Origin of the sequence: Atopobacter sp. AH10 (assembly GCF_003664595.1) — a bacterium.
Lineage (GTDB): Bacteria > Bacillota > Bacilli > Lactobacillales > Aerococcaceae > Atopobacter.
The window spans coordinates 83604-106272 of sequence record NZ_QXPZ01000019.1; the positions used below are offsets into that span (position 1 = coordinate 83604).

Here is a 22669-nt window from a genome sequence, read left to right on the forward strand (position 1 = left end):
TAATAGAATTTTTGAATAATTAGCGGTATGATATCATGTAGATGAATAGTAAAGGGGGAGAATTATGGCCAAGACCTATCAGGCGTTTACGACTTCTTTAATGGGGAGTATGCCGAGAAGTCAAGACTTGTTAAAGGCTAAAGCCAAAGCGATGGATCAGACAGAAGAAAGTAAAACTGCCTATCAAGCTTTGCTAGCAAAAGAAACCGAAGAAATTGTTCGCTTTCAAGAGGAATGTGGCATTGATGTAGTGGTTAATGGGGAATTAGATCGGGATAATTACATGTCTTTCGTGGCTGAAAAAGTCCCAGGGATTCAATTAATGTCTTTGGAAGAAATTTCTGCTAGTTTGGAAGATCGGGAGCAATTTGAAAAAAGTCGGGCCAATATGGATGCTTTGGATGATACATTAAGTAGCCCGGTGATTGTCGATAAGATTGCTTTAGATGCAGAACTGGATTATAAAGAAATGCAGCAATTAAAGAAAATGACAGATCACCCGATTAAGGCCACTATTCCAAGTCCTTACCTACTGACTCGTTCCATGTGGATGGATGAGATGGCAGGGAAATTTTACGATAGTCGGAAAGAATTAGGGAAAGATATTCAAGAAATGGTCTTGAATGAAACCAAACGTTTGATTGATTTAGGAGTAGATATTATTCAATTGGATGAGCCTATCCTTTCTGATGTGGTTTTCAACTGTGCTGAAGCAGGTTCTTCCTTCTACTGAGGGGCTTTATCAGCGAAGGTCAAGGTTGACCGAGAATTGAAATTTGCCGAAGAATTGATGAAACCTGTTTTAGACTTGATTAATGCTTCTGGTTCTATTGGGGCTATCCACGTTTGTCGGGGGAATTGGACCAAGGATGAATCAGCACTCCTTGAAGGGGCTTATGACAAGTTATCCAAATTCTTTACCAAGGTTGGCGCTAAGATGTTGAATCTTGAATTTTCTACGCCACGTGCAGGGGATGTCGGCCTGCTTTTTAAAAATAATGACTTAGCTGACGAAATTATTTTAGGTTTAGGAGTCATCAACCCTAGAAGTGATGAGGTGGAAAGTGTAGAGGACATTGTCAATCGGGTAGAAGAAGCGCTGAAATACCTGCCAGCTGAACGGATTTGGCTGAATCCAGACTGTGGCTTTGCAACCTTTGCACAAAGGCCACTTAATCCTTATCCAGTGATCCAAGAAAAATTGAAGCATATGACGGAAGCAGCCCAAATCCTTCGGGATAAATATGTGAACTAGGGGTTAGTTTGGTAAGGATTAGCCCAGTAGATTTGGAATTTTTTAGAGAAGTAGCTAGTCTCTCAGCCTAGATGAAATAAATGATAGAGATAGAACTAGAGGACGAATATAATCTCTTAGTTTAAGTAAGATACACGAATCCCCATATCACCTTTCAAGAGTGACTTGAGAGGTGATTTTTTTGAATAAAAAAACTATCATTTAAGGATAAATCGCATATAAGAGTAGGAATAGGGCGTCTAGTTGCTTTTCCTGTTTTTTTCTAGACGGGTGATGGATTTATTTGTTAAACTGAAAGGGAACTATTGCAGAGAAAGGATGAGGTCTAATGGTAAAAAAATTAACCGATCAAGTTACTTTTCGCCATGGAGCAAAGATTAATGGTCGGATTGTACAACCTCCAATGTTAACAAATTCAGGTTTGAGTGGAGGCTTTGTGAGTCAGGATACTTTAGACTATTATGCTGTTCGTCCGGAATCAGCTTCTATGATCATTGTGGAATATTGCTATGTCATTAAAGATGGCGGGCCTTCTCACACTTGGGGAGCAAATAAGGAACAATTGGGGATCCAAAGTGACGAACATATCGAAGGTTTGGCTAAGATCGCGAAATTATTAAAGGCTAAAGGGAATAAGGCTATTCTTCAAATCAACCACTCGGGGAGAGAATCTAATTATCCTGCTCGACACGGGGGACGTGCTTTAGCACCAAGTAAGATCGATTTTAGCTTCTTGGATTACCCAGTAGAAGAAATCACTGAAAAAGAAATTTATGAAGTCATTGAAGCTTTCGGTGCAGCAGCTCGTCGGGCTATTAAAGCTGGTTATGATGGTTTAGAAATTCATGGGGCTAATCATTATCTGCACCAACAATTCTTCTCTAAATGGTCAAATCAACGGACAGACCAATGGGGAGGTTCATACGAAAATCGGACGCGCTTTATCCGGATGGTCAATGATGCAGTCTTTAAAGTGATTCGTGAAGAAGCGCCAAAAGACTTTATCGTGGGTTATCGGATCAGCCCAGAAGAAATTCATGGGGAAAATGTCGGTTACACGATTGAAGATTCCAAGCAATTAGTGGAAGATTTGGGTAAGAATTATGACTTTGACTACATCCATGTGTCTAATTTGAACTACAAGAATATTCCAGCTGGCTATGATAAATCCTATTCACAAATTTATAGAGAAGTCTTGCCAGATGATGTGAAATTGATTGTGGTTGGTGGCGTGACCAATGAAGAAAAAGCTCAAGATGCCTTGAACTATGGGGATTTAGTGGCAGTAGGTCGGGGTACTTTAATTGACCCAGAATTTGGGAAGAAGATTATGGAAGGGCGAGGAAATGAAATTGTAACGGCGATTTCTCCGGAACAAATTAAGATTTCTAAATTGCCACCAGCTTTAATCACTCTCTTTTCAGATCCACGGATGCCACTACAAATGCCTGGACGGGAATCTATTTTTAGCTTGCATGACCTTTATAAAGGAGACGACTACTATCGAGAAGGTTATTAAGCTGTAAGGTTGAATCTTCTACAAATCTCTACTGATGTTGTAGTAAAGATAGGATAAGAAAAGACCTCTGATGCACTTTTATAAGGTGCGTTAGAGGCCTTTTTAGTTTGAAAAATTTGACTGATCAGTAGGGGAGTTTATTGTTTTTGAATGTTAGTTTTTCTCGATTATTACATCTTCTAGGTCTTGTATAACTTTCTGATCCTTTTTTTGGAATACTAGTTTTTCTCGATGATGACAGCTGTTCCAGAAGAAGTGACCATCAGCATACCATTGTCAGCGCCCAAAACTTCATAGTCCATTTTAACGCCTATGACAGCATTTGCGCCTAAAGCTTTTGCTCGTCTGCTCATTTCTTCCAAGGCTTCTTCACGCGCTTTGGTTAATTCTTCTTCATAGCCAGCAGACCGTCCCCCGAAAATATTGCGAAGACCTGCACCGATATCTTTTAAAAAGTTAACCCCAGAGATGACTTCCCCAAATACGATTCCCTTGTAGCTTGTTACATGATAATCTGCAATTTCGTTTGTTGTAGTAACAATCATTCTTTTCAACTCCTTTTCTATAGCTAAGTATACTTGAATGTGACGTAAGTGTATACTAGGCTTGAGGCGGATTTTTCTGAAGATTTTGCGTTTAGGAGAGGTAACTTTAAAAGTGTAAACGCTTTATTATAACGTGGACGCTTCTACAATCATCGGTTACAATGGGATTAAGCTAGTGAGGGCGTTGATTGGGATAAGAATGCTGTTATTAGTGATCAACAAAAAATTGATTGAAGCTTATAAAAGTAAAATAGGAGGTCAGCAATGATAGATTTGAGTCGGAAGAAGATGATCATTTTTGACTTGGATGGAACCCTTATTGATAGCGAACGCTTGTACAAAGAAGGATGGAAAAAAGGTTTTCAGGCTTTAGGATATAAAGAGTCGGAAGAATTTTTTGAGGCTATGTCGGGTAACTCGGTGGAGCAAAATAACAAAATTGTCTTGCAATGTGTGGGGGATGCTGATCTAGTTCAGAAGATTCGCCAGGTTCGGGAGGACTATTTTAACCAAATAGCCGATCATGGTGGAGTAGCTCTCATGCCAGGTGTGTTAGAAAGCTTAGATAGCCTACATCAGAGAGGGATAATTTTGGCTTTAGCGACCCTATCGTCTAAAAAAAGGGCAGATCGAATTTTTGCGCAAAGGGATATTCGTCATTACTTTAGCTATATGGAGTATCAAGACACGATTCATCAGCAAAAACCAGATCCAGAAGTTTATTTGAAGGTGATTGATCGCTCTGGATTCAAAAAGGAAGAAGTATTAATTGTAGAGGATTCCCAAAATGGCTATCAAGCAGCAATGAATGCTAAAGTGGACACTCTCCTGGTATCTGACCATGTGATTCGTGATCAAGGCAAGGAACATGTTCAAGTGATGTCTTTTCCAGACTTTGAGACAGCTGCAAGAGAAGTTTTTACAAGAGCCTAATAAAAAGAATGATGGAATAAAAAAGACGAGCTTTTCCAAGAAAAAGAAAAGTTCGTCTTTTTTGTTGTGCCTAGCGCTATAATAGAGGGTTAATCTTTAGGCGTTTGCAGTATTTTTCGGCTGGATAGTGTTTTTCGTAACTGCTTAAGGGATTGGTAGTTGTTATCGTAGTCTAAGTACATGAGGTTGACATAGAGGATATCCATGATGGTGATGTAACTGATTCGAGACATCATCGCTTCTGTTCGGAAGATAGCTTCTTCCGTCACTACCAGGATCACCTCATCTGCATATTTACATAGAGGAGATGCCGCATTACCTGTGAGGACGATAATTTTGGCGGGAGTTTCTCGAATAGCTTTGGCTACGTGCAAAATTTCGCTGGAGAGACCAGAATGGGAAAAAAGAAAAATACAATCGTCTTTTGTGTATTTATGGGCGACGGATAGTTGGAGATGGGTATCGCTAATATAATTGCACCAATATTTTGACCGTAAAAAAGTATGGTAGCTATCGTAGGCTGTGATAGATGACCCACCAACACCAAAAAAATGGAAAGCTTTAGAATGCGAAATGCTTTCTAGTATATGAGTTAATTTTTCTTCATCTAAATATTCTAGAGAGTTGGATAGGGAATATAAGTTTGCATTTAATACCTTTTGGGCAATGATATGAGGAGAATCTTCTTTTTCAATGGTTTGAAAATTGGGGAAAAAATTGGCATAAGGATTAGTAGAAGTATTTTGATTGGTGGCGATGGAGACACGAAAATCTTGATAGCCATTGTAACCTATTTTTCGAACAAACTTGTAAAGGGAGGAATTTGAAACGCCAATTTCGTTGGCTAAGTCATCAAGTGTACAAGTGGCTAGATTACGAGTGGTTTGAATGAGATAGTCCGCAATTTTATTTTCTAACTCTGTAAAACTGCTTTGGAAAGGACGAATAACTTTTTTTAAGTAATGGTTGTTCATGGACAAGCCTCCTTCTTGTTTGATAGGAAAGTGATGAGTAGGCGAAAGTGTAGAGGAAGTAGTTAAAATAATTTCTTCTTGGTCGAATATTAGCTTAATTCCCCGTCAATTATAGCACGCTCGCTTTGAGAAGTAGCGGGCTTTTTTTGTTTGACCATACTTATTTTAGCATAAATAAAAAACTTTTTTTATCGAAAGTGTTTACAATAAAAAAAGTTTATGGTAGTTTAATGGTGTAAAACAAATAAAATGTGAAAAAATGATTTTATTACAGTTAGAAAAGAAAAGGAGTTGTCAAAAATGATTCAAGGTTTGAAAGTCAAATTAGGACCTCAGCTGTACCAATATTGTACAGATGCCATTGATTTTGTTCCTAATGTCTTGGTTGAATACAAAAGTGAAAACGTTTTGATTGTTCATGGCGAAAAGTCTTGGGAAAAAGCCAAGCCTTACCTCAAATTTTTAAATGAAAAAGATTTTTCCTTCTCCTTTTACCAATATTTAGGGGAATGTAGTTATGCAGATACTGAAAATATTCGACAAAAAGTGCTAGAAAATGACATTGATTTTATCATCGGTGTTGGCGGAGGGAAGTTAGCTGACTTGGTAGGCTATGCGGCTCATTTAGCCAATAAACCATTTGGCTTGATCCCAACTTTAGCCAGTAATTGTGCGCCATGGACGCCTTTATCTGTCATGTATAAAGAAAATGGAGAGTCTGAAGGGAAAAGTGAACACTTTTTAAGACAAGCGGCCTTTTTGATTACCGATCCTGCTTTGGTAATGGATGCTCCAGTTCGCTATTTTATAGCAGGTATTGTAGACACTTTAGCCAAATGGTATGAGTCAGATGCGATTTTATCACAAGAAAATTTACAAGATGAAACGCCATTAATGTTAGCTCGTTATGTAACCGTCTTCACTAAAGAGAAAATTATGGAGCAAACTTTTAAAGCTATCGATGATATGAAGCATCAACGCATGAGTAAGGAATTTTACAATATGTCGGAGATTGTTTTTGCGATAGCAGGTTTAATTGGGGGACTAGGGGATAAATATGCGAGAAATGCAGCAGCCCATGCCCTTCACGATGGGTTAGGTAAGTATTGCCCAGAAATACATGAGTATTTGCATGGTGAAATTGTTGGTTATGGAATGCTATACCAAATGGCCTTGGAAGATCGGTATGACCAAGTGGATCAATTGGCTCATTTTTACCGGCAAATTCATTCACCAATTAGTTTGAAAGAAATGGGGGTGGAAATGAGCGAAGAACAAATAGAAAAAGTGGTTCAATTTATGGATAGTAAGGAAAAAGTACATTTGATTCCTGTAGACACGACGCCTGTTGCTTTAAAATCTGCATTAATTCGTTTAGAAACTTATATGAACAAGCATTATCTTGAGGAGGATTAATATGTCCACATTAACGGTTACGCAAAGTTTGCTTATCGCTCTTTGGGTTGCTTCAGTAATGTCTCGTTGGCTTGGTGGTGGGGCTACTTTAACTCTGCGCTTTTCTCCACTCATGACTGGTCTTTTCGTTGGGATTGTGATGGGTCGTGTGGGTGAAGCTATGGTGATTACCGCTGCCTTGCAGTTGATCTACATGGGGGTTTTCTCACCAGGTGGACAAATGCCATCAGAACCAGCTGTTGCGGCTGCAGTAGCGGTGCCAGTTGCTCTTTTAGGTGGCTTATCAGCTAAAGCGGCCATAGCAGTGGCCGTACCAGTTGGTTTGTTGGGGAGCTATCTTTACCAATTCCGCTTTTTCCTCAATACCTTTATCGGGAAAGCAACGGATAAGGCTGTAGAGGATATGGATGAGAAAAAAATTGTTCGCTCAATCATTTGGTATCCTACCATCGTTTCTTTCGCTTTGTTTGTTCCATTAATCTTTGCTGCTCTTTATTGGGGAGCGCCAGTGATTGCCAGTGTTATTGCTAAGTTACAAGGTACAGTGATTATTCATATATTAGAAGTGACTGGTGGTGGCCTTGCTGCTATAGGTATTGCGACAACGATCTATGTTATCGGACGGCGTGAATTAATGCCATTCTTCTTCCTAGCTTATTTTGCTAGTGTCGCTTTTGCATCATTGAAAATTACCATGGTTACCTATGCTATTTTCGGGATCTTAATCGCTCTTATCTTTGTCAATGCTAAAGGAAGCGGTAAGGCCAAAGTAGCTGCAACAGCAAGTTCAGATGATAAAGCTGTTAGCTCAGGGGAAGCAACTTTTGATGATGGCCTTGATTTTGACGATGGATTCTAAAAAGGAATAGGAGGATTAACATGACGACCAAATTAGCACCTGAAAAAATTACCGAAAAAGATGTAACTAAAGCCTATTTAAGATGGCACTTCGCTAATGAAATTCCTCATTCCTTCGAACGTTATATCGCAGCATCATTACTTTATGCGATGATGCCAATTCTTCGCAAGCTCTACAAAGATAAAGATCGCCTACAAGCAGCCTATCGCCGTCAACTACTCTTTTTTAATACGCAGTTGACTTGGGGCGGTGGGGTTATTACAGGTTTGATGTCTTCTATGGAAGAAGCTAGAGCTAACGAAGAATATGAAAATAAAGAAATTTCTATGACAGATGATTTGCTTTATAACACTAAAGCTGGGTTAATGGGAGCTTTAGCAGGTATTGGGGACGCTATCGACTCAGGGACTGTGCAATATATTTTTATTGCGATTGCTATTCCTTGGGCACAAAAGGGGAGTGCTTTAGGTGCTTTGTTCCCATTTGTTACTTTTGCCCTCTACCAATTTATGATTGGTCTCTTCTTCGCTCGTAAATCCTTTGCTTTAGGTCGTAATGCGAACGAGTTGATGCAAGGGGTTGGGGTTCAAACGATGATTGAAACCTTGTCTATCTTAGGGTTATTCATGATGGGGATTCTAGCTGGTAACTATGTCAGTGTCAAGTCAGGCTTAACCTTTACGCTGTCTGGTCGAGAATTTGTCCTACAAGATATTTTAAATAAGGTCATGCCAGGTATCTTACCACTAGCAACTGTTATGGGGGTCTACTTCTACTACGATAAGAAGGGTCTAAAAGTTACACAGGCTTTGATTTACCTTACCCTCATCCTTGTCGTATTAGCAGCAGTTGGTATCTTATAAATCACGAAAGGAAGATCTATTCATGGGAGAAGTTAATTTAGCTCGAGTGGATGAACGCTTAATTCATGGACAGGTGATGATGACCTTATCACAAAAAAGTGGTGTGAATTCTATTTTTGTTGTGGACGATGTGGTCGCTAAAGATAAATTCATGCGTGAATTGTATATGAACGCGGGTAGCCGGACAGGGCAAAAAACGGTTGTCACAACTGTAGAACGGATGAAACACTATTGGAATGAATACCAATTAAAAGATTATAGTTGTATTTTACTGACCAAGACTATCGGCACCATGTATGACTTAGTGAAAAGTGGTTTGCCGTTAAAGGAATTAAATATTGGCGGGATTGCGCAGAAAAATAGTGAAACAGATAAACAAGTTTCCAGATCTGTGTATATGAATCAACAAGATGCCCAAATGTTGAAAGAGTTATATCAGGAGTATCAGGTGAAGGATATCTATTTCCAATCCACTCCAGCAGCAGAAAAGACGTCCTTAAAAGACGGACTGAAACTGTTTGATTTGAGCTTGTAGAGATGAAGGAAGTGAATAAGCCACAAACCGTATGGAAGGACTGGTTGGTGAGATATCATGGCCTTTTATCGATCAGATATAGCAAAAAGCAAATGGAGCGAGCGATTCATAGCTTGGTCAAAGATATCTCTCAATATCGTCAGGATGTGCGTGTCAAGGCGTTTTCAAGGGGATCTACTGATTTAGGTCAATTTATTTTAGTCGGGAAAGTTGATCAGGCAGATCGTATTATTTGCAGTTATTATGACACGCCTATGCGCCATTTCGGGTCTTATGTCTTCTTTGATCATCAAGGTCAGCAAAAAAAGACTTTGGCTCTTACTTGTCTAAGCAGTGCTCTTGTCTTTTTATTAGGTATGCCACTAATTTTAGCTTACAGGCATTTGTTAAGTCATGGAACACAGGCTTATTGGACGAATCTCCTACTTATTTTGATGGCTTTCCTTTACTTTTTCACTTTGGGTAAAGTAGCCAAAGGGTTGCCAAGAAAAAAGAATGGGGTACGGAATACTTCTTCTCTTTTGGCCATGTTAAGGCTTATTGCGACTGACCAGTCTAGGGATAAGGCCTACATATTTTTCCCAAACGGGTCTTATGGAGACTATTCATTAAAAGTCATCGAAGGATTGATTAAGGAGAAAGCTGAGTTAATTTGCTTAGATAGTATTGGATCAGGTCAGAATCTGTATTTCTTTTCAAAAAAATCTTACCCGAGAGGAAAGAATATTGAAGTCGTTCCAACAAAAGAGCGTATATCTTATCTGATCAGCGCACGATCAACAGAGGGAAAGTTCTATTTAAGGCCTGAAGATTTAAATGATGTGATGGTAAATGAAGAAAGAATTCATACAGTTTGTGATTTTCTAAGGAGGAAGTGACATGTTTCATATTGTGATTGCTAGCCATGGTAGTTTGAGCCAAGGACTCAAGGATGCAGCAGATGTGATTATTGGCAATGTTGACCATATCAGTACGATTAGCTTAAACAAGGGTGAAAGTATTGAAGCATTTGGAAGTCAGCTCAAAAGTCTAATTGAAGAAAAGAATAGTGAAGATGGGGTCTTGGTCTTCACTGATTTGCTGAGTGCCAGCCCTTATAATCAAAGTGTGATGGCTATTTATGAGATGGAACAAGTTGATAAAGTTCATATCCTAACTGGAGTGAATATGCCAATGCTCTTAGAAGCTGTTAACCATCAATTACTAGCGACTTCCTTAGAAGAGGCTATTCCTTTGATTCAAGAACAAGGAGCAGCAAATATCAGTCATTGGCATATTTCAATGTACAAAGCTGAAGAAGATGACTTTGTTGACGATTTTTAAAAGAGATGAGTTTGTCGACTATTTTAAAAAGAAGGGAGAACTGCTATGAAATGGTCCTTTAGATGGTACGGAAAAGATGATCCGATACCTATCGAATATGTTAACCAAATTCCTCAAATGGATGGAGTTGTTGGGACTCTTTTGAATAAGTTGCCAGGGGATGTTTGGGAAATAGATGAAATAAATGAATTGAAAGCTCAAGTGAATAAAGTAGGCCTTAAGTTACATGGAATTGAATCCGTTTCTATTCACGAATCTATTAAAGCAGGCCTGCCGGATCGTGACCAATACATTGAAAACTATCGCCAAACGATCCGAAATTTGGGCGCATGTGGGGTCAAAGTCATTTGTTATAGCTTTAAACCAATCTTTGGCTGGTTAAAAACATCATTGAATTATGAATTCCCAGATGGGTCAATTGGTTTAGTTTATGATCAAGCTGTTATCGATCAAATGAAACCTTGTGAAGTTTTTAATCATGTTAAAAAGCAAACAGGAGGATTTAATTTGTCGGGCTGGGAAGAAGAGCGACTGAAAAAATTTGATCGCTTAACAGCTCTTTATGACGGGATGACTGAAGACCAGTTATTTGAAAACTATCGTTACTTTATTGAGCATATTATAGATGCTTTGGAAGAATCGGACGTTTATATGGCCATTCATCCGGACGATCCACCTTGGGAAGTATTTGAATACCCACGAATTACGAAGAATTTGTCCGATCTAAAACGCATTCTATCGATTAGCGATTCGAAACATCATGGATTGACGATTTGTACAGGATCTTTAGGAGCCAATCCGGATAATGACGTGGTAGAAATCATTAATGAAGTGGCAGATCGAATTAATTTTGTCCACTTCCGTAATGTGGGCTTTATGGGGCCTAAGAAATTTGCTGAAACGGCTCACTACACTCCGGAAGGTTCTCTAGATATGTATGAGATTATGAAAGCCTTGGTTGATAATGGCTATGATGGAATAATTCGCCCTGACCATGGAAGAGCTATTTGGGGAGAAGTCGCTCGACCAGGATATGGGCTGTATGACCGTGCCTTGGGGATTTCTTATATGCAAGGCTTGTATGAAGCGCTCAGTAAAAAGCATTAGGCACTAGAATAAGGAGATCCATAATGGATGTATTAGAACAACTTAAAGCAGTTAAATTAATGCCTCTTTATACGGCGACAGATTTAACGATTTTAGATCAAGTGGCAGAAGTATTGATCACTCATCATGTTCCCTTTATTGAAGTGACCTTTCGAAGTGATTTAGCTGGACAAGCTATCAAGAAACTGTCTGAATACCCTGAATTAGTCGTCGGAGCAGGGACGGTAACGACTATAGATCAAGCTGAAGAGGCCGTTAGAAATGGGGCTAAATTTATTGTTACCCCAGCTATATCTCGGCCAGTAGTGGAATATTGTTTAAAAGAAAATGTTCCGATTATACCAGGGACTGCCACTCCTAGAGATATCCAAATAGCCTTGGAATATGGCTTAGATACCGTTAAATTTTTCCCAGCCAATATTTATGGAGGGATAAAAGCTTTGAAAGCTTTATCAGGGCCTTTCCCACAGGTAAAATTTTTACCAACTGGTGGGGTGAATGAAGAAAATCTCAAAGAATATCTTGACTTAGATGCTGTTGTGGCGGTTGGTGGCTCCTTCATTCTTTCAGAAAAGGCAGTCTTAAAGGATAATGGGCAAACAGCAAAAGCGCATTTAGGGGAGATTGTTCAAGCTATTTCATCAATTACTAGATAAAGGAGCAATGAAAATGTCTGAATATCACATTGCTGTGGTCAATTCGAGTAGTTTCGGTCAATGGTTTCCAACACATATGGAACGTCTTAGGAAGATAGGGCCGGTCAAGCATTTCCGGTTTGATAATCATGTCGATGGTAAGACCCTTGCCAAAGCACTTCATGGCTATAACATCATTATTTCGAGCGTGACGCCATTCTTTACTAAAGAATTTTTTGAGGAGAAAGACGAGCTTTTGATCATTTCAAGGCATGGGATAGGTTTTAACAATATAGACCTTGAAGCGGCGGAAGAACATGGGACAATGGTGACCATCGTGCCTCCTCTAGTCGAAAGGGATGCGGTTGCTGAAAATGCCGTGACCAACCTTTTAACACTTATTCGTCAAACCTTGCCTGCTCAAGAAAAAGTTAAGGATGATGCTTGGGCTAGTCGGGCGTCTTTCATGGGGCATAATTTGACTGGGAAAACATTTGGTGTTATTGGTTGTGGGAACATAGGCAGTCGGGTCGCCGAAATCTTTAAATATGGGTTTAATGGGCGAGTCCTAGCTTGTGATCCTAAGTTGAACCTAGAATGGGCAAAAAAACATGGGATCGAGCAGGTGGAATTGGAGCAGTTATTGGCAGAAGCCGATATCATTTCGATGAACGCTTCCTTGAATGATACGAGTTACCATATCTTAAATGAAGAAGCATTTGACAAATTAGCTAAACCAGTCTATATTACCAATACCGCTAGGGGAGCTTTAATTGATGAAGAAGCTTTATTAGTGGCTATTGATCAAGGTAAAGTTCTCGGCTTGGCAACGGATGTGATGACAGAAGAACCAGCTTTTAGTAGTCATCCTTATATTGGACATGAAAAAATATTAGTAACACCACATACCTCTGCCTATACCTTTGAATGCTTGGAAGGCATGGGAGATAAATGTGTGACTGACGTTGAAACTGTAGTAGCGGGCGGTCAACCTCAAAATCAGGTTAAAGCTAAAGATGTTGTGAAATAAAGCAGGTCTACAGAAAAAAGCTAGCCTGTTTTGATTAAAAAAATCAGAGAATGGCTAACTTATATATGAAACTTAAGGTAAAATTGGCTAGCTACTGGCTGATTCGACTGAGTTTTAAAAGAGGATGAATAAGTGATTAAGCTTGATGAGCTTATAGATCTGATCATTCTAAGTATTTAGAGGCATAGTAAATCTGATGCCTTGAAGGATCCGTAAAATAGTTCGAACAGTTTAAGTGTTGATGACTCCCTAGTTATCAACACTTTCTTTATAAAGTATATCTGAATAGGAGAAGAGGATTGACAATAAACTTCGTATAACTTTACTAGAAAGTTGTGAAACAAGACTATTTTTAGAAGAGGAGGAAAAGCTTAATGGTTCAAGTAGCTATTTTTGATTTAGATGGTTTGTTGGTAGATACAGAGCTCATTTCTTGGAAAGTTTATCAAGAGGTTTTGAAAGAAAGTCATCAGACCATGACTAAGGAAGAGTATGCAGAATATTATAGTGGAGTTAGTCATGAAAACAATGTGAAGAGGTTAAAAGAAAGCTACCAGTTAGAAGATTCTATTGAGCTATTGGATAAAAAGTCTAGTGAATTAGAAAAGAAGTTAATTCAAGAAGGAGTAGACTTGAAAAAGGGAGCCAAAGAACTCCTTCGTTATTTAAAGTCAAAAGGATTTTTACTAGCCTTAGCAAGTTCAAGTACGCCTGATCGAGCGGAGACTATTCTCAATCAACATCAGCTTGTTCATTACTTCGATTGCTTTGTATTTGGACAAGAAGTAGTTAAGGGGAAACCCTATCCTGATATCTTTTTAAAGGCTTGCCAAAAATTAGGCGCAGGAGTTAAAGAAGCTATTGTATTTGAAGATAGTGATGCTGGAATTCGAGCTGCATTTTCTGCTGGCATTCCTGTTATTTGTATCCCGGATTTGAAAGAACCGGCTAAGGAAATAAGAGAGTTGACAGAGGCTATTTATCCCAATTTACTTGAGGCGATGACTTATTTTGAATAGTTTCCTTTAGAGGAGAATTCGGATGTGCCTTTTTATTTATACGTAGTTGTTGGTGAATGTAAGCAATGATGAATATAAAACTCAGTCTGACCGAACTGGAGGAAAGAGTCCTTCATCGGGAGCAGCGTAAAAGGAAGTCAAGCGAATTACTTGCTGTGCCGAAAGGCTTACAGCAAGTTTGAGACTGACTAGCTGGGAGACCAAGGCTCCCAGTGGTCCCGCTGCATTTTCCCGGATGAAGGTAACTCTTATCCGAAAGAATCGGTCATTTTTGTGCTTTATATTACATGTACAGACAACCGTCTGTCTCTTTCACCAACAACAAAAAGTTGTCAGCGCTTTATTTTATGGATGGAAAAAATTATTCATCTCTTCTATACTGAAGTTGACGAATAAGAGGGAAAAAGCAGGAGGAAAACTACTGGCAGTACCCCTTTTTCTAAGTATAAGAAATAATTGATGAAAAACTTTTTATAAAGAGGTATTATAGTGGATAAGACTAACTTGAAGAAGTATAGTCGATAAAATCATTTTTAAAATAGGGAAATAGAGGGGATCATTCTCTGCCGTAGAACGAGAGGTTAGGGTGATATCTCGATCAAGCAGGGACAGCCTCTATTGCTCATTGATCGTTGCCTGTCAATTGATGAAGCAAGAAAAGGAGGGAATCAAATGGAAGAAAAAGAATTTTTGGATAAGTATTTAACAGATAGAAGGAATACTTCATGTCTTAAATGGGATTATCTTAACACACGTTATGGCGAAAAGGATTTATGGCCAATGTGGGTTGCTGATATGGAGTTTAAAAGTCCGGATGGCGTTATTGAGGCTCTAAAGAGGCGGGTGGATCATGGCGTATTTGGCTATAGCTTTTGTTGGGATAGTTACTATGAAGCCTACTCCAATTGGATGGAGGAAAACTTTAATTATCCGATAAAGAGTGATTGGGTTAGAACTTCTGTTGGGGTTGTGCCAGCCTTGTATTGGTTTATCCATTGCTTTACTGAGGAAGAGGATGGTGTTTTGATTATGCCACCCGTCTATTATCCTTTTCATCAATGTATTACGGATACCAATAGAAAGAAAGTACTGGTGGATTTGATCCATCAAGACAATCAATATGCCATTGATTATGCAAAGGTAGAAGAAAAGATTCAAGAAGAGAAGGTTAAACTGCTCATTTTCTGTTCGCCACACAATCCTGCTTCTAGAGTATGGAAAGAGGAGGAGTTGGATAGATTATTTGCTATTTGCCAAAGACACGGTGTTTTAATTGTGAGCGATGAAATTCATCAAGATTTCACCTTTAATGGTCACCAGCATACACCAGCTCCAAGGGTTCATGATGGGAAATATAAAGATCAAATAATCTTAGTGAATGCTGCGTCTAAAACCTTTAATCTTGCTGGCTTAGTTCATTCAAATATCGTGATTGAAAACGAGGAGCTAAGACTACAGTTTGATGATTATCAAAAATCTCATGTGCCGATGGAGGTCAATATTTTGGGTCATTTAGCGACTGAAGAGGCCTATCGCCATGGGAAAGACTGGCTCAAGGCACTCAAGGGTGTCATTTGGTCTAATTATCTTTACCTCAAAGAAAGCATTGAAAGAGAATTGCCAGAAGTAAAAGTAGCCGATTTACAAGGGACTTATTTGCCGATGATCGATCTGTCTCATCTCATTGATACAGAAGGGGATGAAAAGGTTATTGTCAATAACATGCCAGTTCCTAAGAAGTTAAAGCATTTTGTTCAAGACAAGTGTCGACTGGCAGTGGATTATGGCGCTTGGTTTGGCGATGCTTATCAAGGTTACATTCGCTTCAATTTGGCCACAGATCCTCAAATTGTCAAAAAAGTTGTTGATACGCTCATTAGTCAGGCCAAAGAATTGAAGGCATAGACTAGGTGTTAGCAATTCGTCGTAACCCTTGTCGAATGAATTTATTCACAATAGCAGAAAGTAAGGGAGGATGTTATGGAAAAAACGAAAAAACTGGATTATTGGGCATTTTTACCACTGATCATTTTTTTAGCGATTTATGTCGGTGTCGGTTTATTTATGGTTCTACGAGGGGTTGAAGACCCTTTTAAGCAATTTCCAAGGCATGTGGCGCTTTTAGTCGGATTAGCTGTAGCACTCTTGTTGGAAAGAGAAACCCCTATTGGTAAAAAAATTGATATTTTGTGTGAACATATGGGTAATTCTGGAGTGATGATGATTGTCCTCATTTATTTATTGGCTGGAGGTTTTCAAGGAGCAGCTGCTTCTATGGGAGGTAAAGATTCCGTTGTCAATTTCTGCTTAAATCATATTCCAGCCCAGTTTTTGGTTCCAGGTATCTTTTTGATGGGGGCTTTTATATCGACGTCAATTGGGACATCTATGGGGACAGTAGCTGCTTTGGCGCCAGTTGCCCTTAGTGTCGCCCAAGGAGCACATTTGAATGTCCCATTGACCTGTGCAGCTGTTATTGGTGGGGCTTATTTTGGGGATAACCTCTCTATGATCTCGGATACGACTATTTCTGCGACACAAGGTGTAGGGGCAGAAATGAAAGATAAATTCAAAATGAACTTTTATATTGCTCTTCCAGCTGCTATTGTCGCAACTCTCCTTTATGGTATTTTAGGAGGATCTGCTGGAATAGTGGATAAACCATCTTATGATTTTATTCAAATCGTTCCTTATATCTTGGTATTGGTCACAGCACTAGTGGGAATGAATGTGGTCTTAGTCTTGTTTTTAGGGATTGTCGTTGCTGGTGTGATCGGTTTAGTTCAAGGGCATGTGACTTTTATTGGCTATGTTCAGGCAACTGGCGAGGGAATGGCGGATATGTTTAGTATCAGTATCGTTGCCATCTTGATTTCTGGGATGATTGGTTTAGTGAAATACTACGGAGGGGTGGAATGGTTAGTCAAGTCGATTACTAACCGAATCCATACGAGACGTGGAGCAGAGTACGGGATTTCTTTTCTATCAGGTATTTTGTCGGCAGCCTTGATTAACAATACTATCGCCATTATTATTGCTGCACCAATGGCTAAAGAAATAGGTCAAAAATTCAAGATTGCGCCTAAACGCTTGGCCTCATTATTAGATATATTTGCCTGTGCCTTTATTGCTTTAATGCCTCATGATGGTGGGATGCTGATGGTGACAGGTCTAACTAAAGTTTCACCACTTGAAGTATTAAAATATTCCTTCTATTTCTTTGCACTGATCATAGCTAGTCTATTAACGATACATTTTGGGCTTTTACGGACGAAAGAGGAAAAAGAAAGTCTGGTTCAAAACTAGTTAATTGCTCGTAAAGTACGGAGGCAGTGCTAGTGGGAAAATAATTCAAAATGAAAAAGCGAGTATAAATGCTCCTGTCTGTGACACTTAAAAAAGTGAGGCTCTATACTTAGTACTGACTGTGATACTTAAAAATTGGAAAAGCGAGTATAAATGTTGATAGAACAACGTTTATACTCGCTTTAATGTTGGGCTGGTTACTGGATAATTTTTCTTATAGGGTTATAGGGTAAGGAGAGCAATTCACCCCTTGTATGAGATGAACTGATGAAGCAAAATACATAGCTATGGACTTAGAAAGCTCCACCGCCACCGCCTCCACCAGAGCCAAAGGATGAACCACTAGAGAATCCACCGCCAAAGCCAGAAGAATTGTCGCCAGAATAGTTATCTGAAGAAGAAACAACCGACTGGGCGGTATGGTAACCCTTGTTGATGCTTTGGTTGAATAAGATATAGTCGACACTTGGGTTTGTTGTGACAACAGCCAAGTTACTTTCCGCTAAAACATCTTCTGGGAAGACATGAGAGAGTTCTTTGGCCACTTGTTTGGCTTGACCCAGTACGAGAGCATAAACGAGGTATTGTTCCCATATGATCAAGGATTGGTGTTTGGCTCGGTCGAGATGGGCTATGTCCTTGAGCATTTGTTGGAAGGCTTGCCACTTGTTTTTCTCATATTTCCCCTTAGCAGTTAAATGTTGACTGAGTGGAAGGAAAAGAAAGATTAGCTGTAAAAGGGAGAGGATGAAGAGGCTTAGATGGATTTTTGTAAAGAAAGTATTGCTTGCTATAGTGTAGAAAATTAAGTAGAGCACTTCTACTATTAGCAGTATGCCAGATAGAATTTTAAAGAGAAGGATCCCTCTTTCGGCCTGATCACTAGCTGAACGGACATAGTCTAATTCTTGCATCTCTTTGTCGGCTTTTTCTGCAATTTGATCCAGCTGGTTTAGGTAGCTCCTAGCCTTTTGCCTAGCATAATGTTTTATATTGGCAGTGGTCACCGTATGCTCTTTACCAATTTTTTGAAAGAGTAAATTGAGAACAGCTTGTTCAACTGCAGGTAATTTTTCGCTAGAGTTAGGTCTCTTTAATAAGTTCATCCGGAATTCTTTGCCTGCTTTTTTAGATCGCTTGGCACCTTTTGGAGTATAACTTTCCATACTCATCCAATTCTTTCGGACGAGATTGAGTACTACGGAAGATAAAAGATTACCATCAAGGGGCATGTCATAGAGACCAACGCCTAAGCTAATAGGGTTAAGGTCTGATGGAGGTTCAAACAAGTGTTGAGGAATATGGGGGAAATCTTTTAGAGCATGTCTTCGATAATTTCTTAACCAAGCGAGGAAAGCAAAAGCAGGAAGAACTAGAAAGCTTAGACCAGCAATTAAGATTTGACTGATCTGCTTTAGCTTTTGTAAGAATCTTTGCCGTTTTTGTGCAGCTCTTTTGTCTGCTTCAACCAAGGCTTTTTCTGCTTTTAGAATCTGATGGAATTTATCCTGATCCTTGATGTTTTTATTTTGTGGCACTAAATAAGTTGGGAAAAGAACATGGGCTTCTAAAAATTGCCCTTTTGGATTATGGGGAAGGGTCATTATCACCGTTTGACGATCTTTTCCCCGCTTAATGCGACCATTTGGATCACCATGCCCAAAAACACGGAATTTATCCAAGTCATCTTCAGTTACGGCTTGTGGGAGTTTTATAGTGGCAGTAATGTTTTGAAGAGAATTTTCCCACTGCGATCCAATCAGTCGGCGATTCAATTCTGCCGTGTCTCTGTATGAGGTGATGAGGTAGGGCAAGCGATAAGTGACGAGTAAGGTCACTTGATCATTTTTCCCAGGATAAAAAATTTTATAGCGCCACATACCTTGGGAGTTTTCTTTTGTATAGCTTCCTGTAGCCTTTGAATCGGCTTCTTTTACCTCTGTTTGATTCACTTTAAAGCGGACATTTTCGGGTTCTTGGTAAAGATGAGTGGGATCGAGCTGATAGATTAATCCCTTGTGCGATCCGCTAAACTGATAGCGGTAGGACTCTTTTACTTCAGCTGTCCCATCAGATTGTATTATATAATCAATATTTACTTGATCAATCTTGTAAGAAACGGCTAAAAGACTGGAGTTGAAGCTCAAGAAGGCAACAAATCCGACAAATAGACTGATCCATAATTGACGAATTTTCATAAGTTCAGCTTTCCCCTTTCTATTGATTTTAGCCTTTCTAAATGAATAGTTTTCATGATTAAGGAAGGCTATTCCCTAAATGAATAGCTCTCGTGAGCATGGGCGATCTATTCCCGACAGAATAGTTTTCATGATGAAGGGATGTCGGTTGCCTAACTGAATAATTTTCATGAGTCGAGGAGGCCAGTTTCCTGATAGAGTATTTCTTGTGATGAAGGAGAGGCTATTTCCTTTTCATGATGGAACCGAGAAGGCCACGAGCGATCTCTCGACCAATAGAACGAGTGATAGTGCCTAACATGGAGTCGATTCCCTTGTCTAAATAGGATTTCTTGCGACGATTAGAAACTTTTTGTTGGCGTTCTAATTCCTTTTCTTGACGTTTCCTTTCAGCAGCTTGTTCTTTTTCCCATTTTTCTTTGGCAGCATTAGCTTCTTTTTCTCTTTGCTTCCATTCGGCTTCTTGTTTCTCTAAAAGAGCTGCCTGTTCTTGTGCTAATTTATCTTGTTCAATCCGCTTGAGGAGGACTTCATAGGCGCTTTCTCGATCGATTGTTGTTTTGTACTTAGTATAAAGAGGAGATGATGAAATCAGTGAGGCGTATTCAGCATCCGTCAAAGCCGTAAAGGAAGAATGCGGAGGCATAATGGTTGTCTTGTCCGCTACTTGAGGAGCACCAGTTTCATCTGGGAAAGACACGATGGCTTGACCTGTTTTCAATCCAATCAATTCTTCTTTAATGTCTAAAGTTCCGTCTTGACGGAAGGTATTAGCGACGGCATTGATGGCTTTTAATTCTTTCGGTGAGTAGGCGCGTAATTGGTGGATGATGCGATTGGCCAATTGCGAAGAAACATCTTCTGGAATGTCTAGAGGGTTTTGGGTGATAAAGAATACCCCAACTCCCTTACTTCTGACTAGACGAACAATTTGGATAATCTTATCCTGCAATAAACTTGGGGTGTTGTTGAAAAGGGTGTGCGCTTCATCAAAGAAGAAAACTAATTTTGGTTGGTCTAGGTCGCCGACTTCTGGGAAATTTTCGTAAATTTCTGAAAGAAGGTAGAGAAGTAGCATGGAATAGATCAAAGGATTAGCGATGAGCTTGTCTGCTTGTAGAATGTTGACGGTACCTTTTCCCGTGCTATCTTGTCTCAGGAGATCATTGATTTCTATAGCAGGTTCCCCGAAGAATAAATCGCCACCTGCATCTTCTAAAGTGAGCAACTTCCTGGAAATAGCGGCTAAACTTTGGCTAGACACATTTCCATAAGTTTGGCTAATTTCTTTGCTGTGTTCTGTGGCATAAAGGATCATTTGCCTTAAGTCTTTGAGGTCGATTAACAAGAGGCCATTTTCATCTGCCACTTTAAAGACGATGGTTAAAACCCCAGTTTGGGTATCATTTAAGTCGAGAATGTTCGCTAACATCAATGGTCCCATTTCGGAAACGGTCACCCGAAAAGGAATCCCTTTTTGACCATAGACGTCCCACATCGTGACAGGATAGGCATGAAAGTCAAAATCTTCTACCCCAATGCTTTTTAAACGTTCTGCTATTTTATCATTAGAGCTACCTGCTTGTGAAAGGTTAGCTAGGTCACCTTTGACATCTGCTAAAATACTCGGGATACCAGCATCTGATAGACCTTCAACTAAGACTTTTAAACTAATGGTTTTCCCTGTTCCTGTTGCTCCAGCAATGAGTCCATGGCGATTTACTTTGTTGAGAAGAATTGACTGTTCTTTTGTCCCTTTACCCATTAAAATTTTATCCATTAGTTTGACCTCCTGTATAAAATGTATTGAGATAGTATGTATGAGGGAAGATCCCAAGTCAGACTAATAATAGGAGCTTCTTTCTCATATTATAGCAAATTGTATGGCGTGGGTGGAATATCAAGAAGTCCTTGAGCGTTCTCTTCTCTTACTAGTAGTTTTTTATAATAGCTTTTTCCCACTAGGAGGGTTTGCTATAATAGCTAGTACTTTATATCATAGAATTTAAAATAGTTTTTGGACTGGATAATGGATCAGATAGAGAGGGCTAAAGATAGTTAAAAGGGAGTGGATAGAATGAAAAGGCAAACAAAAGGGATGGCTTTGGCAGCATTTGGGGGGAGTCTATGGGGCTTAGCTGGGATAATGGTTGAACTGTTATTTAAGCATAAGGCCTTTAGCCCAGAGTGGGTGGTCTCTAATCGATTAGTCTATGCAGGAGTACTGATTTTGGCCTATGCCAAATTAATCATGGGTCAGAAGATATGTCGTGTGTTTAAACAGAAGAAAGATGCTAGTTCCCTTCTTGCTTTTGCTCTTATAGGGATGGCTGGAGTACAATATTTATTTTTCAAGGCTATCGAAAGTTCTGGAGCAGCTTTAGCGGCTATCCTGCAATTTACAGCACCTATTTTTATTTATCTCTATCAGTTGCTAGCGAGGGAAAAAGCTTTATATTGGAAAGAATTTTTGCTGATCCTTGGAGCGGTTTTTGGGGTAGGCCTCATGGTAACTAATGGCTCTTTAAATAGTTTAAACTTTTCAAGTACAGGGGTATTCGCAGGGATAGGTTCAGCTGTTGCTGGGGCATTCTATATTTTACAGCCTAGAAGAATACAAGCTATATACGGCTCAGCAACCGTAGTTGGCTGGGGGATGCTTCTTGCAGGGATATTTTTTCAAGGAATAGCGCCTATATGGTCAGTTAAAGAAATTCTAGATCTCTATAGTCTCATCTTGTTAGCTGGGATCATTGTCTTTGGTACGGCTTTTTCTTTCTTGAGTTATTTATCATCAACGGCCTATATTTCACCCAGTCTTGCTTCTGTCATGACTGCCCTTGAACCTATTCTATCGGTTATTTTAACGGTTTTGATCTTTAAGAAATCTTTCGGTTTGTATGAAATAATTGGTATGGTGTTGGTCTTGAGTATGGTGATCTTCCTATCACAGATGGAAAGTAAGGGAGAAAACTAAAGGCTTATAGGCATAAGGAAAGTTTGAAAGTATATTAAGAGAAGTGAAAAGTATAATGAAAGCGAGACTATAATGAGCTTTATTAGCTATGAAGGATAAGCTTAGCTAAAAAAGGCTATAATAGTGGATAAAATTAAGAAATAGAAGCTAGAGAAGCATAGAACAACTATGGTAT

The 22669-nt window shown here is 39.3% G+C and carries 20 protein-coding genes; 16 read left to right on the plus strand and 4 right to left on the minus strand.

Annotated features, from left to right (window positions below):
• Positions 1–64 precede the first annotated feature (64 nt).
• The gene (locus tag D3H64_RS10535) at positions 65–1255 is read left to right on the plus strand and encodes a cobalamin-independent methionine synthase II family protein (RefSeq protein WP_305000257.1); all 1191 of its coding nucleotides are present in this window, start codon (positions 65–67) and stop codon (positions 1253–1255) included.
• Between the two features lie 328 nt (positions 1256–1583).
• Complete coding sequence (locus D3H64_RS04415; protein WP_121565055.1) at positions 1584–2774, plus strand: NADH-dependent oxidoreductase; 1191 nt, start codon at positions 1584–1586, stop codon at positions 2772–2774.
• Between the two features lie 218 nt (positions 2775–2992).
• Here D3H64_RS04415 and D3H64_RS04420 read toward each other — a convergent pair whose 3' ends face one another.
• Positions 2993–3319 carry a putative heavy metal-binding protein gene (locus D3H64_RS04420; RefSeq protein WP_121565056.1) on the minus strand — a complete coding sequence of 109 codons (327 nt, stop codon included), beginning with the start codon at positions 3317–3319 and terminating at the stop codon, positions 2993–2995.
• Between the two features lie 264 nt (positions 3320–3583).
• Here D3H64_RS04420 and D3H64_RS04425 point away from each other — a divergent pair, with 264 nt between their 5' ends.
• Entirely contained in the window at positions 3584–4252 is a 669-nt protein-coding gene (locus D3H64_RS04425; protein WP_121565057.1) for an HAD family phosphatase, read from the plus strand.
• An 89-nt stretch (positions 4253–4341) separates the two neighbouring features.
• Here the strand turns inward: D3H64_RS04425 and D3H64_RS04430 are convergent, their stop codons facing one another.
• Entirely contained in the window at positions 4342–5226 is an 885-nt protein-coding gene (locus tag D3H64_RS04430; protein ID WP_121565058.1) for a MurR/RpiR family transcriptional regulator, read from the minus strand.
• 300 nt (positions 5227–5526) lie between these two features.
• Between D3H64_RS04430 and D3H64_RS04435 the strand changes: the two genes are divergently transcribed.
• The 12 genes from D3H64_RS04435 to D3H64_RS04490 all read left to right on the plus strand — a co-directional run bounded on the left by D3H64_RS04435 (position 5527) and on the right by D3H64_RS04490 (position 17319).
• Entirely contained in the window at positions 5527–6642 is a 1116-nt protein-coding gene (locus D3H64_RS04435) for an iron-containing alcohol dehydrogenase family protein (protein ID WP_121565059.1), read from the plus strand.
• A 1-nt stretch (position 6643) separates the two neighbouring features.
• Complete coding sequence (locus D3H64_RS04440) at positions 6644–7501, plus strand: PTS sugar transporter subunit IIC (protein ID WP_121565060.1); 858 nt, start codon at positions 6644–6646, stop codon at positions 7499–7501.
• 20 nt (positions 7502–7521) lie between these two features.
• Positions 7522–8364 (plus strand): PTS system mannose/fructose/sorbose family transporter subunit IID, encoded by an 843-nt coding sequence (locus D3H64_RS04445; RefSeq protein ID WP_121565061.1) that lies wholly within the window; start codon positions 7522–7524, stop codon positions 8362–8364.
• 22 nt (positions 8365–8386) lie between these two features.
• A complete protein-coding gene (locus D3H64_RS04450; RefSeq protein ID WP_121565062.1) occupies positions 8387–8899 on the plus strand; it encodes a PTS sugar transporter subunit IIB in 513 nt (170 codons plus the stop codon).
• A gap of 2 nt (positions 8900–8901) precedes the next feature.
• Positions 8902–9777, plus strand: coding sequence for a hypothetical protein (locus tag D3H64_RS04455; protein WP_121565063.1), 876 nt, complete (start codon positions 8902–8904; stop codon positions 9775–9777).
• Position 9778: 1 nt separating this feature from the next.
• Positions 9779–10222 carry a PTS sugar transporter subunit IIA gene (locus tag D3H64_RS04460; protein WP_121565064.1) on the plus strand — a complete coding sequence of 148 codons (444 nt, stop codon included), beginning with the start codon at positions 9779–9781 and terminating at the stop codon, positions 10220–10222.
• 45 nt (positions 10223–10267) lie between these two features.
• A complete protein-coding gene (locus tag D3H64_RS04465; protein WP_121565065.1) occupies positions 10268–11329 on the plus strand; it encodes a mannonate dehydratase in 1062 nt (353 codons plus the stop codon).
• Between the two features lie 23 nt (positions 11330–11352).
• The gene (locus D3H64_RS04470; RefSeq protein ID WP_121565066.1) at positions 11353–11985 is read left to right on the plus strand and encodes a bifunctional 4-hydroxy-2-oxoglutarate aldolase/2-dehydro-3-deoxy-phosphogluconate aldolase; all 633 of its coding nucleotides are present in this window, start codon (positions 11353–11355) and stop codon (positions 11983–11985) included.
• A gap of 13 nt (positions 11986–11998) precedes the next feature.
• A complete protein-coding gene (locus D3H64_RS04475; protein ID WP_121565067.1) occupies positions 11999–12994 on the plus strand; it encodes a D-isomer specific 2-hydroxyacid dehydrogenase family protein in 996 nt (331 codons plus the stop codon).
• Between the two features lie 374 nt (positions 12995–13368).
• Entirely contained in the window at positions 13369–14013 is a 645-nt protein-coding gene (locus tag D3H64_RS04480) for an HAD family phosphatase (RefSeq protein WP_121565068.1), read from the plus strand.
• Positions 14014–14685: 672 nt separating this feature from the next.
• Positions 14686–15918: a MalY/PatB family protein gene (locus tag D3H64_RS04485; RefSeq protein ID WP_121565069.1), complete on the plus strand. Its 1233-nt coding sequence runs from the start codon at positions 14686–14688 to the stop codon at positions 15916–15918.
• Between the two features lie 75 nt (positions 15919–15993).
• Positions 15994–17319, plus strand: coding sequence for a Na+/H+ antiporter NhaC family protein (locus D3H64_RS04490; protein WP_121565070.1), 1326 nt, complete (start codon positions 15994–15996; stop codon positions 17317–17319).
• A 293-nt stretch (positions 17320–17612) separates the two neighbouring features.
• Here the strand turns inward: D3H64_RS04490 and D3H64_RS04495 are convergent, their stop codons facing one another.
• Complete coding sequence (locus D3H64_RS04495; protein ID WP_121565071.1) at positions 17613–19517, minus strand: DUF2207 domain-containing protein; 1905 nt, start codon at positions 19515–19517, stop codon at positions 17613–17615.
• 223 nt (positions 19518–19740) lie between these two features.
• A complete protein-coding gene (locus tag D3H64_RS04500) occupies positions 19741–21297 on the minus strand; it encodes a helicase HerA-like domain-containing protein (RefSeq protein WP_121565072.1) in 1557 nt (518 codons plus the stop codon).
• A 297-nt stretch (positions 21298–21594) separates the two neighbouring features.
• Between D3H64_RS04500 and D3H64_RS04505 the strand changes: the two genes are divergently transcribed.
• Positions 21595–22494, plus strand: a complete 900-nt coding sequence (locus tag D3H64_RS04505) for a DMT family transporter (protein ID WP_121565073.1) — start codon at positions 21595–21597, stop codon at positions 22492–22494.
• The last annotated feature ends 175 nt before the right edge of the window (positions 22495–22669 follow it).

Bases quoted from the DNA above. Each gene is read 5' to 3' on its own strand.
- D3H64_RS04470 (WP_121565066.1), top strand. From the start codon at position 11,353: ATGGATGTATTAGAACAACTTAAAGCAGTTAAATTAATGCCTCTTTAT.
- D3H64_RS04500 (WP_121565072.1), bottom strand. From the start codon at position 21,297: ATGGATAAAATTTTAATGGGTAAAGGGACAAAAGAACAGTCAATTCTT.
- D3H64_RS04475 (WP_121565067.1), top strand. From the start codon at position 11,999: ATGTCTGAATATCACATTGCTGTGGTCAATTCGAGTAGTTTCGGTCAA.
- D3H64_RS04490 (WP_121565070.1), top strand. From the start codon at position 15,994: ATGGAAAAAACGAAAAAACTGGATTATTGGGCATTTTTACCACTGATC.
- D3H64_RS04485 (WP_121565069.1), top strand. From the start codon at position 14,686: ATGGAAGAAAAAGAATTTTTGGATAAGTATTTAACAGATAGAAGGAAT.
- D3H64_RS04505 (WP_121565073.1), top strand. From the start codon at position 21,595: ATGAAAAGGCAAACAAAAGGGATGGCTTTGGCAGCATTTGGGGGGAGT.
- D3H64_RS04460 (WP_121565064.1), top strand. From the start codon at position 9,779: ATGTTTCATATTGTGATTGCTAGCCATGGTAGTTTGAGCCAAGGACTC.
- D3H64_RS04450 (WP_121565062.1), top strand. From the start codon at position 8,387: ATGGGAGAAGTTAATTTAGCTCGAGTGGATGAACGCTTAATTCATGGA.
- D3H64_RS04465 (WP_121565065.1), top strand. From the start codon at position 10,268: ATGAAATGGTCCTTTAGATGGTACGGAAAAGATGATCCGATACCTATC.
- D3H64_RS04435 (WP_121565059.1), top strand. From the start codon at position 5,527: ATGATTCAAGGTTTGAAAGTCAAATTAGGACCTCAGCTGTACCAATAT.
- D3H64_RS04420 (WP_121565056.1), bottom strand. From the start codon at position 3,319: ATGATTGTTACTACAACAAACGAAATTGCAGATTATCATGTAACAAGC.
- D3H64_RS04445 (WP_121565061.1), top strand. From the start codon at position 7,522: ATGACGACCAAATTAGCACCTGAAAAAATTACCGAAAAAGATGTAACT.
- D3H64_RS04495 (WP_121565071.1), bottom strand. From the start codon at position 19,517: ATGAAAATTCGTCAATTATGGATCAGTCTATTTGTCGGATTTGTTGCC.
- D3H64_RS04415 (WP_121565055.1), top strand. From the start codon at position 1,584: ATGGTAAAAAAATTAACCGATCAAGTTACTTTTCGCCATGGAGCAAAG.
- D3H64_RS04440 (WP_121565060.1), top strand. From the start codon at position 6,644: ATGTCCACATTAACGGTTACGCAAAGTTTGCTTATCGCTCTTTGGGTT.
- D3H64_RS04455 (WP_121565063.1), top strand. From the start codon at position 8,902: ATGAAGGAAGTGAATAAGCCACAAACCGTATGGAAGGACTGGTTGGTG.
- D3H64_RS04480 (WP_121565068.1), top strand. From the start codon at position 13,369: ATGGTTCAAGTAGCTATTTTTGATTTAGATGGTTTGTTGGTAGATACA.
- D3H64_RS04430 (WP_121565058.1), bottom strand. From the start codon at position 5,226: ATGAACAACCATTACTTAAAAAAAGTTATTCGTCCTTTCCAAAGCAGT.
- D3H64_RS04425 (WP_121565057.1), top strand. From the start codon at position 3,584: ATGATAGATTTGAGTCGGAAGAAGATGATCATTTTTGACTTGGATGGA.